The sequence below is a fragment of the Enterobacter sp. TMH.L2 genome (genome assembly GCF_050847315.1).
Lineage (GTDB): Bacteria > Pseudomonadota > Gammaproteobacteria > Enterobacterales > Enterobacteriaceae > Cedecea.
In genome coordinates, this window is record NZ_CP193791.1 from 1,687,533 (window position 1) to 1,701,960 (window position 14,428).

The window sequence follows — 14,428 nt, forward strand, 5'->3', positions numbered from 1 at the left end:
GGTCGACATCAGCGACCGGCATCCAACGCAACGGCGGTGAATCATGGAAACCAATATCGTAGAAGTTGAGAATTTTGTTCAGCATTCCGAAGAGAGACGAAGTAGCGCGTTTGCACGCGAAGTGAATACCTTCCTTGAACGTTATCCCAATACCCAATATGTCGATGTCTTGCTCACTGACCTGAACGGCTGCTTCCGGGGGAAACGTATTCCGGTGGCCGGGCTGCGTAAGGTAGAGAAGGGCTGTTACTTCCCGGCGTCCGTGTTTGCCATGGATATTCTCGGGAACGTAGTAGAAGAGGCCGGGCTGGGGCAGGAGCTGGGCGAGCCTGACCGCCGCTGCGTGCCGGTGCTGGGCACGCTGACCCCTTCGGCGGCTGACCCGGAATTTATCGGCCAGATGATGCTGACCATGCTGGATGAAGATGGCGCTCCCTTTGACGTTGAGCCGCGGAACGTGCTGAACCGACTCTGGCAGCAGCTGCGCCAGCGTGGTCTATTCCCCGTGGTAGCGGTAGAGCTGGAGTTCTATTTAATTGACCGCCAGCGCGACGCCGAAGGCTACCTGCAGCCGCCCTGCGCGCCGGGCACCGACGATCGCAATACCCAAAGCCAGGTCTACTCTGTCGATAACCTTAACCACTTCGCCGACGTGCTGACCGACATCGACGACCTGGCCCGCCTGCAGCTGATCCCCGCCGATGGCGCGGTGGCGGAAGCCTCGCCGGGGCAGTTCGAAATCAACCTGCACCACACCGATAACGTGCTGGATGCCTGCGATGATGCGCTGGCGTTAAAACGTCTGGTGCGAACTGTCGCCGAGAAGCATAAGATGCACGCCACTTTTATGGCGAAGCCGTATGAAGAGCATGCGGGCAGCGGGATGCATATCCACATCAGCGTGCTGAATAACAAAGGTGAAAACGTGCTGGCGGACGCCGACGGCGAAGACTCAGCGCTGCTGAAGCGCGCGCTGGCGGGCATGATCCACCTGATGCCTTCTTCTATGGCGCTGCTGGCCCCGAACGTGAATTCATGGCGTCGTTTCCAGCCGGGGATGTACGTCCCTACTCAGGCGTCGTGGGGGCATAACAACCGCACCGTGGCGCTGCGTATTCCTTGTGGCGACAGAGACAACCATCGCGTGGAGTATCGCGTGGCGGGGGCGGATGCCAACCCGTATCTGGTGATGGCGACTATTCTGGCCGGGATTTTACATGGGCTGGATAACGACCTGCCGCTGCAGGAAGAGGTAGAGGGCAACGGGCTGGAGCAGGAAGGGCTGCCGTTCCCGATCCGCCAGAGCGACGCGCTGTGGGAGTTCACCCAGAACGATCGTCTGCGCGACCTGCTGGGCGAGCGTTTCAGCCACGTTTTCCATGCGTGCAAGCACGATGAGCTGGTGCAGTTTGAGCGTTTAATCACAGAAACTGAAATTGAGTGGATGCTGAAAAACGCCTGAGTGTGGCGCCTGCCCGGCAGAGCTTACGTGTCCGGGCACGCGAATAAATAAGTAGCATCATACGGACTGAGCGGAGCCAGGCCGGACGTTTTGCAGGGCAACCTGCCATTTCCCGAAGTCGCGTAATGGAGCGCGGGCGGCAACGGGTCTTCAGTTAACGACAATGTGTACGACGAGGAAATGAAATGATGCAGATGCAAATGTTTAAATATCCGCACGGCGAGGGCGAACGCTGCTGCCGTATTGACAACGACGGGCCAGTGGCCTGCGTGAACCCCATTGCCGTTCCCCGACAGTTACGATTAACCCCCAGGCTAAGCAGGTTTGCCCGAACGAACAACGTTTCGCAAACCTGTATTCGCGTGGGGGGACATCGTCATGGCGACTAACTCTTCCGCAGATATTGTTTCGCAGGCGGGAAAACCGCAGCTGCGTAAATCTCTGAAACTCTGGCAGGTGGTGGTGATGGGCCTGGCCTATCTCACGCCGATGTCGGTGTTTGATACCTTCGGGATTGTGTCCGGCATCAGCGACGGCCACGTCCCGGCATCCTACCTGCTTGCGCTGGCGGGCGTGCTGTTTACCGCCATCAGCTACGGCAAACTGGTGCGCCAGTTCCCGCAGGCCGGGTCAGCTTATACCTACGCCCAAAAGGCCATTAGTCCGCACGTAGGCTTTATGGTGGGCTGGTCATCGTTACTGGATTATCTGTTCCTGCCGATGATTAACGTCCTGCTGGCAAAAATCTACCTTTCGGCACTGTTCCCGGAAGTCCCGCCGTGGATCTGGGTGGTCGGTTTTGTCTGCATCCTGACGGCGGCCAACCTGAAGAGCGTCAATCTGGTGGCGAACTTCAACACTCTGTTTGTGCTGGTCCAAATCGCCATTATGGTGGTGTTTATCATTCTGGTGGTGCAGGGGCTGCACAAAGGCGAAGGCGTGGGCACCGTCTGGTCGCTGCAGCCGTTTATCAGCGAAAATGCGCACCTGATCCCGGTGATTACCGGCGCGACGATAGTCTGCTTCTCGTTCCTCGGCTTCGATGCGGTGACTACGCTGTCGGAAGAGACGCCCGATGCGGCGCGCACCATCCCGAAAGCTATTTTCCTGACTGCGGCCTACGGCGGCATCATCTTTATCGTTGCCTCGTTCTTTATGCAGCTGTTCTTCCCGGACATCAGCCGCTTTAAAAACCCGGACGCAGCGCTGCCTGAGATTGCGCTGTACGTTGGCGGCAAGCTGTTCCAGTCGATTTTCCTCTGCACCACCTTCGTTAACACTTTGGCATCCGGGCTGGCCTCCCACGCCAGCGTTTCGCGCCTGCTTTATGTGATGGGCCGCGACAACGTCTTCCCGGAAAAATACTTCGGCTACGTACACCCGAAATGGCGCACCCCGGCGCTGAACGTGATCATGGTCGGGATCGTGGCCCTGTCCGCGCTGTTCTTTGACCTGGTGACGGCGACGGCGCTGATCAACTTCGGCGCGCTGGTGGCCTTTACCTTCGTGAATCTGTCGGTGTTTAACCACTTCTGGCGTCGTGAAGGCCGCAACAAAACCTGGCGCGAGAAGCTGCATTACCTCATTCTGCCGCTGATTGGCGCGGCGACGGTGGCGGTGCTGTGGGTGAACCTGGAAGTGACGTCCCTGACGCTGGGGCTGGTGTGGGCGGCGGTTGGTATTCTGTATCTGGCCTTCCTCACACGCCGCTTCCGCAGGCCACCGCCGGTGTTTGACGCCACCAAGGCCGAGCGCGCCTGGGAGTAAGGGAAGGTTGCGTTAGAGAAGAAGAAGCTCGCTTAATATGCATTAAGCGGGCTTTTTTGTTCCAGATTTTGTCAGCTTAGAAAAGCAAAAAGCCCGCTTAGTTTCCTAAGCAGGCTTCTTAAATATGGCTCCTCTGACTGGACTCGAACCAGTGACATACGGATTAACAGTCCGCCGTTCTACCGACTGAACTACAGAGGAATCGTGTGAACGGGGCGAATACTAACGGCGTGAGTCCGGGTTGTCAAAGGCTGTTTTGGTGAAATGCGTTTAACTGCCGATTAATCCAGCAAATCAATGAAAAAGGCCGCAAACGCGGCCTTTAATGGTTACTGCTTGCACAGCGGGCTAACGGGCTGCGTGGCGGCTTCAAGCCAATGACGCACCTCTTCGTTCACCCGCGGGGAGAGCATTTCCCGCACCTGCTGGTGGTAGTCGTCAAGCCAGGCAATGTCCTGCGGGCTGAGCAAATCAACGTCAACGGCGGACAGATCGATAGGGATCAGCGTCAGCGACGAGAACTTGCAGAAGCCAGGCCGGGAGGCAATGACCTCGACCTGGTTTTCGATGCGGATCCCGTGGCTGTCCGCCAGGTAATAACCCGGCTCAATGGTGAGGATGTTGCCCGGCAGCATCGGCCACGGGTTTACCTTCTTCGCCATGCGGTGCGGGTTTTCGTGGATCATCAGCCGGTGGCCGACGCCGTGCCCGGTGCCGTGGTCGTAGTCCAGTCCCAGCTCCCAGAGCGGAGCGCGGGCAAAGGCATCGAGCTGGTGGCCCTGAGTCCCCTGCGGGAACTGCAGCGAGATCAGCGCCAGGAAGCCTTTCAGCACGGCGGTGTAGTGCAGGCGGCGGGTCGCATCCAGCTCGCCAAAGCTGAGCGTACGGGTGGCGTCCGTCGTGCCGTTGATATACTGCCCGCCGGAATCATTGAGGTAGAACTGCGCGGCGGTTAGGGCGAAGTTCGTTTCCGGCGAAGAGTGGTAGTGGCACATCGCGGCGTTGCTGCCCGCGGCAGAAATGGTGCTAAAGCTTTGCTCGGTAAAGGTGGAACCCTGCTGGCGGAAGCTCAGCTGTTTTTCCTGCGCCTCCAGCTCGGTGACCGGGTTACCTGCGGCTTCGCGGCGCGGCACTTCTCGGGTCAGCCAGGCAAGGAAATTCACCCAGGCCACGCCGTCTTCGATGTGGCTGTCGCGGTAGCCTGCCAGTTCGGTTTCGTTCTTATTGGCTTTGATTAGCGTGACAGGATCCGGCGCCCACAGCACGCTGCCTCCGCCTTGCTCCACGGCAAAGCGCACGGCGACCGGCGCAGAGTCCGCGTCGATGAGGGTATGTTTCCCGGTTGCCAACTGCTGGCAGCGGGCAAGGAATTCACTCATCGGGCGGAGCGTGATGCCGTTGAGCCAGGCTTTATCCAGCTTCCGCAGTTTTTCTTCCGCTACAAACCATTCAATGTCACCCCTGGCGCTCAACAGTGCGAAGGAGTGCGGCACCGGGCTCATTGGAATATCCGAGCCACGTACGTTCAGCAGCCAGGCGATATTGTCCGGCTGCGTCAGCGCCAGATAATCCGCCCCGGCTGTGCTCAGCACCTGGGCGATCCGCTCACGCTTTGACGCAGCGCTTTCGCCACTGATTTCATCCGGCATGGCGATGATTTCCCCGCAGGGTGCTGCCGGGCGATCGGGCCAGATTGCATCAAGCGGATCGTCATCTAACGCCACCAGATCGCAGCCGCTGGTACGCAGGCTTTCGTACTGGCTGTTGACCATCAGCAGCGGTTCGAAGGCGATGCGTTTACCTGCCGGAAGATTATCGCGGAGCCAAAGGTGCAGCGGCTCGTCGTGCAGATGATGAATCTCGAACTCTGCCAGATTCACCTGATGGCGAGCCTGAACCTGGTAGCGCCCGTCCACAAACAGCAGGGCGCGGTCAGCAAGCACTAGCGCCAGCCCGGCGGAACCGGTAAAGCCGCTGATAAACTCGAGTTTATTGTCATAAGGCGCACAGTATTCGCTTTGATGGGCATCGGCGCGCGGCACGATGATCCCATCCAGCCCGCGCTCCCGGAGCAGCGCCCGCAGTGCGCCGAGTGATGAAGTGTGTTGCATCCAGCTTCCTTATTCTTTTTATTAACGGAACGGAGGTTCGTTGAAGGTACGCAGCTTGCGCGAGTGCAGCTTTTCACCTTCGGCACGCAGCAAATCAATGGCCCGAATGCCAATCTGCAGGTGCTCGGAAATCGCCCCTTCATAGAAACGGTTGGCCTGGCCCGGCAGCTTGATTTCGCCGTGCAAGGGTTTGTCTGAAACGCACAGCAGCGTGCCGTAAGGCACCCGGAAGCGATAACCCTGTGCGGCAATCGTCGCACTTTCCATATCGATAGCCACCGCGCGGCTGAGGTTGAAGCGCAGCGCAGAAGCTGAATAGCGAAGCTCCCAGTTGCGGTCATCGGTGGTGACTACCGTGCCGGTGCGCAGGCGCTGTTTCACTTCTTCGCCCGGCATACCGCTGACCTGCTTGGTGGCGTCATAAAGGGCGCGCTGCACCTCCGCGATGCTTGGAATAGGAATATCCGGCGGCAGCACCGCATCCAGTACGTGATCGTCACGCAGGTAGGCGTGGGCCAGCACGTAGTCGCCAATTTGCTGGCTTTCACGTAGGCCGCCGCAGTGGCCAATCATCAGCCAGGCATCCGGGCGCAGCACCGCGAGGTGGTCGCAGATGGTTTTGGCGTTGGACGGGCCTACGCCGATGTTAATCAGCGTAATGCCGCTGCCGTTTTTATCGATCAGGTGCCAGGCTGGCATCTGGTGTTTCTTCCACGCCAGGTCGGAAATCGCCTCTTCCGGGGCTTCGGTTTCGGCGGTCAGCCAGGTGCCTCCGGCGCAGGACAGGGCGATATACGGGCTGTCCGGGTCGAGGATTTGCTGGCAGCCCCAGCGGACAAACTCGTCCACATAGCGGGTGTAGTTGGTGAACAGCACGAAGGGCTGGAAGTGCTCCACCGGCGTGCCGGTGTAGTGGCGCAGGCGAGCCAGCGAGAAATCCACGCGGCGGGCGTCAAAGTGCGACAGCGGCCAGGCTTCCGTCGGGTGGAACAGGCCGTCGGCAGTTTCATCGCCAATCTGTGACAGCTCGGTGGTTGGGAAATGGCGCGTCAGTCCGGCGCTCATCGTGCGGTCGAGGTTCAGGCCGTCAATCACGTATGGGTAAGGGATCTCATGCTGAGAAGGGCCAACCTCAATGTGCACTCCGTAGTCTTCACTCAGCAGGTTCAACTGTTCGTGCAGGTAGCTCTTAAACAGCGCGGGACGGGTCACCGTGGTGGTGTAGCTGCCGGAGTGGGTAAAGCGGGCATAGGAGCGGGTATTTTTCGGGCCACGGGGAACGCCGTCCCAGCTCACCCGCAGTTCGGGGTAGACAAACAGCCCGTCGGAACGCGCGTCTACGTCCGGCAGCGTGCCATGTTGGGTGTAGAGGGCAATCGCATCGCGAAGGGCGGTTACTGAACTTTCGTACAATGCTTCCAGCTTGTCCAGGGCTTCAGCAGGCGTCAGCCCCTGGCATACAACGTTATTATTCATTGATTCTCCTTTACCGGTTCTCGCCGGGTTAGTGTCTCAGTATGTCATGCCGGGCGCAGAACGGAAGCGGAAGACGGGAAGAGTTGCGAGCCTCATAAAAAATTCATCACAAAAAAATGAATACCCGCGCAGCGGCTGCCGATAACCCCATTGATACCCGAGCTTGATGGGATAACGACAATAACGATGAGGGGAACGACATGGGAATGTTAAAGAATTTTACCGTACGCCGGGTGCTGCTCACCGTGCTGGGGCTGTTCTGCCTGCTGTGGTCAGCCGTGGGCGTGTTTACCGTTTATTCGCTGGCGAAGCTGGGGGATGGCAACGCCGTTGACCATCAGCTGGTGTCGCAGATGACGATACTCAGCAAAGGCAACGACCAGTATTTTCGCTTTATTACGCGTCTTTCGCGGGTGATGGAGGCGAAGGCGGCGGGGGAAGCTGCCGATTTTAAGCCCGTGCAGGAAGCGCTGGATAACATGAAAAGCGAACTTGAGCGTCTAAAGAGCGTTTCGCCTGGGCCAATGGATCCGGCCGTTTCCGCCGACGTGATCGAAAAATGGCAGCAGCTTTTAGATAACGGCGTGGCGGTGCAGATGCAGCTTGCCCAGCAGGGAAGCGCGTCGGATTATCGCCAGCAGGCCACCCAGGTCACGCCGCCGCTCAGCCGTGCCTTCGGAGCCAGCAGCAGCAAGTTTACCGCCGTGGCCGAAGAACGACTGGATCGGACGCGGGTTGCCGTGGACTCTCTGACTCGCCTGATGAAAATCACCGTGCTGGTGGCGATTGTGATTGGGCTGCTGATCCTGCTGTTTACCGATCGTTATCTGGTGAACCTGCTGGTGAAACCGCTGGACCGCATTCGGGATCATTTCTCGGTCATTGCGAAAGGCGACCTCAGCCACCCGGTGGAGGACTTTGGGCGGAACTGCGTCGGCAAACTGTTCCCGCTGCTGGCCGAGATGCAGGGCAGCCTGCGTGATGCGGTGAGCGCGATTCGCAGCGGCACGGAGAACATTTATCGTGGCTCGGCGGAGATCTCTTCCGGCAATAACGATCTCTCTTCTCGCACCGAAGAACAGGCCGCCGCGCTGGAAGAAACCGCCGCCAGCATGGAGCAGCTCACGGCCACGGTTAAATTCAACGCCGAGAATGCGCGCCAGGCCAGCAGCATTGCGGAAAAAGCTTCACAAACCGCCAGCCGCAGCGGCAAGCTGGTGGGCGATGTGGTGGTCACGATGGAAGGGATCTCCGACAGCTCCCGCAAAATCAGTGAGATCACCAGCGTCATCAACAGCATTGCCTTCCAGACCAACATTCTGGCGCTAAACGCTGCCGTTGAGGCCGCCCGCGCGGGTGAACAGGGCAGAGGTTTTGCCGTGGTAGCGGGGGAAGTGCGCAACCTGGCCAGCCGCAGTGCGGGCGCGGCGAAAGAGATTGAAACGCTGATTGCCGACTCGGTAAACCGGGTGAACAGCGGCGCGGCGCTGGTCAACGAGGCAGGCAACACCATGAAAGAGGTGCTGAAGGCGGTGTCTGACACCACGCAAATTATGAAGCAGATTGCCTCGGCAACGGACGAGCAAAGCAAAGGTATTTCTCAGGTGAGCGTGGCGGTTAGCGAAATGGACAGCGTGACGCAGCAAAACGCCGCGCTGGTGGAGCAGATCTCGGCGGCGGCGGCGGCGCTCGAAGGCCAGACTGAAATGCTGCAAAAAGCGGTGGCGCGTTTCCGTCTGTCCGGGCGCGAAGAACACGCCGTGGTGGAAACGAAAGTCAAACCTCAGGCAAAAGCCGCAGCAGCCACCACGGCAGGAGATGACTGGGTCACGTTTTAAGTTTCGATAGCGGGCAGGGTGCGCATCGCGTTTTCGCAGCGCGCCTTGACCGCTTCGTGCAGCAGCCGCACCGTGGACGACAGTTGCTTACGGTGCGGGCAAATCAGATTCAGTGGAATGCTGTCCCCTTCATACTGCGGCAGCAGCAGCTTTAAACGGCCTGCCTGCACATCCTCGCTGACATCCAGCCAGGATTTGTAGGTAATACCTTCCCCTTTTACCGCCAGCCGGTGAATGACTTCCGCATCATCGCTCATCATTGAACCTTTCACCGCCACCTGCTGCATTTTGCCGCGTAGGCTGAACGACCAGCTATTGTGCACCCGCCCGCGAAGCACAAACGTCAGCGCATTGTGTTGGGCCAGGTCGGCAAGGGTTTGGGGTTCGCCATAGCGTGCCAGATAGGCGGGAGATGCAACCAGCACGCGGCGGTTTTCTGGCGCGACCGGCAGGGCTATGTAAGACGCATCATCGTTATTACCGTAGCGAAAAGCCACATCCACCGGATCTTTAAACACGTCGGTGATTCGATCGGAAAACAGAAGTTTCAGGCTTAGCGCCGGGTAAGTGCTGCGAAATTGCTGAAAAACATCCAACAGGAGATTTCGCCCAAGATCCGAAGGGACGGCGATTTGCAGCGTGCCGCGTACTTCGTCGCTGGGGGGCTGGATCTGTTCATACCCGGCATCCAGCGTCTGCAGCACCTGCTGGGCGTATGGCAGCCAGGCTTCACCTTCGGGCGTCAGGCGCAGGCTGCGCGTTGAGCGGGCGAACAGGCGAATATTGAGGTTCTGCTCCAGGCGCTTAATGGCGGTGCTGACCTGGGCTGGCTGCAGCCCGGCTTCCCTGGCGGTATCGCTAAAACTGTTTAACGCCGCCGCCCTGACAAACAGCGCAAGGTCTTCCAGCCTGAGCATTTTCACTCTCCGAGTATAAGTGTTGTTTCCTGACGCCGGTTTTTCACCTGACGCGCTCCTTGTACCATGATTTTACTCAATTGATGAACCCATTACCTTATTGGAGCTGCTATGAAAGCTATTGCTATTACACGCGCCGCAAAAGACGGCAGCAATATTGATGCGCTGCAGGACATCACGCTGCCGAAGCCCGTTGCTCAGGGGCACGACATTCTGGTGGCGGTGAACGCTATTTCCGTGAACCCCGTTGATACCAAAGTTCGCAGTGGCTTTAGTAGCGAAACCCCTCGCGTACTGGGCTGGGACGCCGTGGGTACCGTTGTGGAAGTGGGGGAAGCCGTCACGCTGTTCAAGCCTGGCGATGCCGTGTGGTACGCCGGGTCGCTGACTCGCCCGGGCAGCAACAGTGAGTTTCAGCTGGTGGACGAACGCATTGCGGCACTTAAGCCTCAGTCCGTGGAAAATGCCGCTGCTGCCGCATTACCGCTGACGGCAATTACCGCGTGGGAAATGCTTTTCGACCGCCTGGGTATTCAGGAAAACAGCAGTGAAGATGCCGTGCTGTTGATTGTGGGCGCGGCCGGCGGCGTGGGCTCAATTCTGACCCAGCTTGCACGCAGGCTGACAAAAGCCACCGTGATTGGCACCGCCTCTCGCCCGGAAAGCCAAAAGTGGGTGAACGAACTCGGCGCCCACCACGTTATCGACCACAGCCAGCCTCTGACGGAAGAATTACAGCGTATTGGCGTGAAGCACGTTACGCACGTTGCCAGCCTGACCAATACCGAACAACATTATGCCCAGCTGATTGAGGCGCTCATCCCGCAGGGGAAATTTGCGCTAATTGATGATCCGACCGCGCTGGACGTTCGCGCCTTGAAGGCCAAAAGTATTTCGCTGCACTGGGAGTTTATGTTCACCCGTTCGATGTTCGTCACCAGCGATATTATTGAGCAGCATAATCTGCTGACGCGCGTGGCCACGCTTATCGACCAGGGCGTGTTAAGAACTACGCTCGGCGAACACTATGGCACAATCAACGCGGGCAACCTTCGCCGCGCCCATGCGCTGCTGGAAACCGGGCGTGCGGTGGGTAAAATTGTGCTGGAGGGATTCTGATATGGCAGCGACAGAAACCCTGACGATTATTGCCATGCTGAAGGCGAAAGCTGGCCAGCAGGAAAACCTGAAAGCCGCGTTGAAAGCGCTGGTCGCGCCGAGCCGCCTTGAGCCAGGCTGCCTCGACTACACCCTGTTTCAGCTTCAGCAAGAGCCGGATACGTTTTACGTGCGTGAGTCATGGCGCGGGCAGCAGGCGCTCGACCTGCACAATGCGCTGCCTCACTTCCAGGCCTTTGTGAAACAAATGGACGCCCTGCTGGCGGAACCGCTGAAGCTGGTACCGCTGGACGAAGTTGCCGTTTAACACTTTACTCGCGGCGGCCAGGCTGGCCGCTGCAAAACACAACGACTTATTCAGGAAAAATAATGAACATTGTTGATGCTGCCTCCCGGCGCTATGCCACGAAAGCTTTTGATGCGTCTAAAAAAATTGCCGCTGAAGACGTGGATAAAATCAAAAATCTGCTGCGCCTGAGCCCGTCGAGCACCAACTCGCAGCCGTGGCATTTCTTGCTGGTAAGCAGTGATGAAGGCAAGGCGCGTATTGCCAAAGCGACTACCGGGCCTTACGCGGCAAACGAGCCTAAAGTGCTGAATGCTTCACATGTCGTGGTGTTCTGCGCCAAAACAGCTTATGACGATGCACACCTGCAAACATTGCTGCAAAAAGAGCAGGATGATGGGCGCTTTGCCACGGAACAGGCCAAAGAAGGGCAGCACAAAGGCCGCTCTTTCTATGCCAATAAACACCGGTTTGACCTGAAAGATGCGCAGCACTGGATGGAGAAGCAGGTTTACCTCAACCTCGGTACGCTGCTGCTGGGCGTTTCCACCCTGAACATTGATGCCGTGCCGATTGAAGGTTTTGATGCCGCCGCGCTGGACGCAGAGTTTGGCCTGCGCGAGAAGGGCCTGACCAGCGTGGTGATGGTGGCGCTGGGCTATCGCAGCGTGGAGGACTTTAACGCTGGACTGCCAAAGTCGCGCCTCGATTTCAGTCAGATCCTGACCGAAATCTAAGGCGTGATAATAACTTGATTTAACTTTTCCTGGCTGACGCAGGAATGGATATTAGGCCATTCCTGCGTTTATTCATCAAATCGGTGGCATTGAGGTGTGGCAAGCGAAGGGAAATGATCTATACTTTGTTCTCTTAATTCTACGGACGGCGATGGTTGTGAAGGACACGTATTATAATGACAGCAAAGTAAATTCATTAATTCAGCGCGAACTTGATGAGTTTATTCTGGATTACAAACATACGACCTACGCGTATGCTGTGATGAATAAGAAAGACCCTTCCCAAATGCGTATTATTAATAACAATCCGCAATGGTTTAACATTTATCTCGAGAATAAATATCAATTTATTGACCCAGTGATTGTCCGGTCTCTCAGCACCCTGGAGGATTTTTCATGGGACAGCGGGATGATGGTCTCTTCCGGGTATACGCTAAAGCGTATTTTTGACGAAGGTTCACAGCACAATATTGTGCAAGGGCATACTTATCCGCTCCACGACTATGTGAACAATCTTGCGGTGCTTTCGCTGATTAGCCATCAGCCTTCAGATGTTAACCTCACTGAAAACCGTGAGGCGGCGATCGCTTTCTTTATCAAGCTGCACCAAAAAATGCTGAATTTATACAGCGATATTCGGCAGAAAAAGAATGTTTTCTTGTCACCGCGTGAGCAGCAAATTTTGCAATGGGTCTATACCGGAAAAACCTATGCCGAGATTGCGACTATCTTGTCCATTACCGAGCGCACGGTGAAATTCCACATGGGCAATGCCATGAAAAAGCTTGGCGTTAACAATGCGCGTCACGCGGTTAAACTAAGTATCGAACTCAGGCTGTTGGATCTGGGTGCCTGACCGACGAGGTTACAGGTTATTGAGCTGGGTGAGCGTCTCACGCAACCATGCGCTGTTTTTATCTTTATTAATAATATCTTCTATAACCTGTTGATTAGCAGGCATGTAAATATAATAAACCGCTTCGCCCTTTTCTGAGAGCCCCTTCTGCAGCACATCAACTTTCCAGTTGGCCTGACGGAAAATGGCGTACATTCCCCGACTTGTCACCGCGTGCATACCGGGATAGCCATTTTTCATGCAATACATAATCATCGCCAGAAATAATGCTTTACTGGCGGGTAGGGTGCGTAAATTACCTTCGTCACGACGATCTTTGTCGAGGAATAATCGGGTGATTTCACAGCATGGAATATCTTTTGGTAAACTAATGTTATTAAAATATTGATAAAATATTTCATCTGTCATTGTCGGATGTTTGGCATCAATAAAGCGTGCGCCGCAAAATAATTTACCTTCCAACATGCCCATTAAATAAGTTGTATTTGCGTTATCGAATTGATCTCTTTCCTGATTATCTTCACATTCCACTTTCCATTCGAGCCGTTCGTGAAATGTTTTTTTGCGTAACGCATACAATTCCCGGGCGAGACCGGGGTGTAAATCATTATGATTACTTATAAAAAATTCAATTGCAGAACACATCGCGTATCCCTGTATGTGGAGGTCCCCTGTACTTAAAGACAGCTTTTTTTTGCCTAAGGCCTTCTCTAAACTTAAAAAAATCCTGACCGGCCGCGCCAACACGCAAGCGGGTCAGGCGGTCAAAGACCTGAGCAACACCAAGGGAAATGTTCACAGATTATTATCTAGTACACCGATTTCCCGATGCACAAGATTGTAAGCACTTGTAATTTTACATTACAAAAAATAAAAATAAAGAAAATTAAGCCCCTGCATTTGCGGGGGCTTTTCTTTTATATCGATTAAGAAGCCTGCTCGTTCAATGCAGTTCCCTGCAATATGCTGCAATTCTCCGCGAAAATTTACTAACATAACGGCCTGCATGTGGGGAAAATATTTTATAACGCGGCGGGGCTGGGTTGCGTGAAAAGCGTACGGTATAACTGAATAGTAGCCGACTAATTTAAAAAGTGAACGGCTGATGCAGAGGAAAAATGAATTTTGTGAAGGAAAGAAAACTTTGTGAAAAATCAAAAGCAAAAAGCCCGCTTAAGTTTCCTTAAGCGGGCTTCTCAAATATGGCTCCTCTGACTGGACTCGAACCAGTGACATACGGATTAACAGTCCGCCGTTCTACCGACTGAACTACAGAGGAATCGTGTGAACGGGCCGCATATTAGCGAGGCCACACGGCCTTGTCAAAGCCTCCAAAGCGTCTTTTGTATCGTTTGCCGATAAAACAAGCAAAAATTGCCAGAAAACAGGCTCAGACATAACTTTACAGCACAAAGATTGCCAATCTTTCGCCAGCCGCTAAGATAAGCCGGGTTAAACAGTGAGGACCTGATGGTAAAACAGCGGCGTATAGGGATTTGGTTTCTTTGCCTGGCATGTGTTGTGGTACTGGTTTGTACCGCGCAGCGCATGGCGGGCCTGCACGCGTTGCAGATGGAAACCGTGGCCAGCGCCGTTGCTGCCCAGGCGGATAACCCGCAGGCTGACGCTGACTCGCCGGTCACGCCGTGCGAACTTAGCGCTAAATCATTATTGAGCGTGCCGCCAGTCTTGTTTGATGGGGCGTTGTTCGCACTTTGCCTGCTGCTTTCCTTACTGGCGCCCGTGCGTTCCACGCGAATGCCGTTTTCAGCTCCAAGAGCGACTTCACCTCCCACCCTCAGGGTACATCTTCGTTTCTGCGTCTTCCGTGAATGACAGACCGGCTGTTTCCGACAGTT

13 protein-coding genes and 2 tRNA genes are annotated in these 14,428 nt (G+C 55.9%); 9 read left to right on the forward strand and 6 right to left on the reverse strand.

Annotated elements, in window-relative coordinates:
- Nucleotides 1-43 precede the first annotated feature (43 nt).
- The 3 genes from ACREYP_RS08035 to ACREYP_RS08045 all read left to right on the forward strand — a co-directional run bounded on the left by ACREYP_RS08035 (nt 44) and on the right by ACREYP_RS08045 (nt 3,229).
- Nucleotides 44-1,462, forward strand: coding sequence for a glutamine synthetase family protein (locus ACREYP_RS08035; protein WP_008454958.1), 1,419 nt, complete (start codon nt 44-46; stop codon nt 1,460-1,462).
- Between the two features lie 185 nt (nt 1,463-1,647).
- Nucleotides 1,648-1,851: a hypothetical protein gene (locus tag ACREYP_RS08040; RefSeq protein ID WP_157141374.1), complete on the forward strand. Its 204-nt coding sequence runs from the start codon at nt 1,648-1,650 to the stop codon at nt 1,849-1,851.
- Nucleotides 1,841-3,229 carry an APC family permease gene (locus tag ACREYP_RS08045; RefSeq protein ID WP_008454957.1) on the forward strand — a complete coding sequence of 463 codons (1,389 nt, stop codon included), beginning with the start codon at nt 1,841-1,843 and terminating at the stop codon, nt 3,227-3,229. The genes ACREYP_RS08040 and ACREYP_RS08045 overlap by 11 nt, the downstream gene beginning before the upstream one ends.
- 125 nt (nt 3,230-3,354) lie before the next feature.
- Here the strand turns inward: ACREYP_RS08045 and ACREYP_RS08050 are convergent.
- From ACREYP_RS08050 to ACREYP_RS08060, 3 genes are all read right to left on the reverse strand, one after another.
- A tRNA-Asn gene (locus ACREYP_RS08050) sits at nt 3,355-3,430 on the reverse strand.
- A 128-nt stretch (nt 3,431-3,558) separates the two neighbouring features.
- Nucleotides 3,559-5,340: an aminopeptidase P family protein gene (locus tag ACREYP_RS08055; protein WP_336818007.1), complete on the reverse strand. Its 1,782-nt coding sequence runs from the start codon at nt 5,338-5,340 to the stop codon at nt 3,559-3,561.
- Between the two features lie 21 nt (nt 5,341-5,361).
- Nucleotides 5,362-6,816 (reverse strand): AMP nucleosidase, encoded by a 1,455-nt coding sequence (locus ACREYP_RS08060; RefSeq protein ID WP_008457975.1) that lies wholly within the window; start codon nt 6,814-6,816, stop codon nt 5,362-5,364.
- A gap of 200 nt (nt 6,817-7,016) precedes the next feature.
- Here ACREYP_RS08060 and ACREYP_RS08065 point away from each other — a divergent pair, with 200 nt between their 5' ends.
- The gene (locus ACREYP_RS08065) at nt 7,017-8,654 is read left to right on the forward strand and encodes a methyl-accepting chemotaxis protein (protein WP_498532473.1); all 1,638 of its coding nucleotides are present in this window, start codon (nt 7,017-7,019) and stop codon (nt 8,652-8,654) included.
- Here the strand turns inward: ACREYP_RS08065 and ACREYP_RS08070 are convergent.
- A complete protein-coding gene (locus ACREYP_RS08070) occupies nt 8,651-9,571 on the reverse strand; it encodes a LysR family transcriptional regulator (protein ID WP_336818008.1) in 921 nt (306 codons plus the stop codon). The genes ACREYP_RS08065 and ACREYP_RS08070 overlap by 4 nt on opposite strands.
- A gap of 111 nt (nt 9,572-9,682) precedes the next feature.
- Between ACREYP_RS08070 and ACREYP_RS08075 the strand changes: the two genes are divergently transcribed.
- The 4 genes from ACREYP_RS08075 to ACREYP_RS08090 all read left to right on the forward strand — a co-directional run bounded on the left by ACREYP_RS08075 (nt 9,683) and on the right by ACREYP_RS08090 (nt 12,569).
- Nucleotides 9,683-10,690 (forward strand): zinc-binding alcohol dehydrogenase family protein, encoded by a 1,008-nt coding sequence (locus tag ACREYP_RS08075; RefSeq protein ID WP_336818009.1) that lies wholly within the window; start codon nt 9,683-9,685, stop codon nt 10,688-10,690.
- Nucleotide 10,691: 1 nt separating this feature from the next.
- Nucleotides 10,692-10,997 (forward strand): putative quinol monooxygenase, encoded by a 306-nt coding sequence (locus ACREYP_RS08080; protein WP_008457983.1) that lies wholly within the window; start codon nt 10,692-10,694, stop codon nt 10,995-10,997.
- A gap of 62 nt (nt 10,998-11,059) precedes the next feature.
- Nucleotides 11,060-11,713 carry an oxygen-insensitive NAD(P)H nitroreductase gene (nfsB, locus tag ACREYP_RS08085; protein ID WP_008457985.1) on the forward strand — a complete coding sequence of 218 codons (654 nt, stop codon included), beginning with the start codon at nt 11,060-11,062 and terminating at the stop codon, nt 11,711-11,713.
- Between the two features lie 151 nt (nt 11,714-11,864).
- The gene (locus tag ACREYP_RS08090) at nt 11,865-12,569 is read left to right on the forward strand and encodes a helix-turn-helix transcriptional regulator (protein ID WP_336818010.1); all 705 of its coding nucleotides are present in this window, start codon (nt 11,865-11,867) and stop codon (nt 12,567-12,569) included.
- Between the two features lie 9 nt (nt 12,570-12,578).
- On the opposite strand, the gene ACREYP_RS08095 is transcribed toward ACREYP_RS08090, so the two are convergent.
- Both ACREYP_RS08095 and ACREYP_RS08100 read right to left on the reverse strand, forming a co-directional pair.
- Complete coding sequence (locus ACREYP_RS08095; protein WP_008457988.1) at nt 12,579-13,214, reverse strand: acyl-homoserine-lactone synthase; 636 nt, start codon at nt 13,212-13,214, stop codon at nt 12,579-12,581.
- Between the two features lie 558 nt (nt 13,215-13,772).
- Nucleotides 13,773-13,848, reverse strand: a tRNA-Asn gene (locus ACREYP_RS08100).
- Nucleotides 13,849-14,039: 191 nt separating this feature from the next.
- Between ACREYP_RS08100 and ACREYP_RS08105 the strand changes: the two genes are divergently transcribed.
- Nucleotides 14,040-14,405: a copper resistance protein gene (locus ACREYP_RS08105; RefSeq protein WP_336818013.1), complete on the forward strand. Its 366-nt coding sequence runs from the start codon at nt 14,040-14,042 to the stop codon at nt 14,403-14,405.
- Nucleotides 14,406-14,428 lie beyond the last annotated feature (23 nt).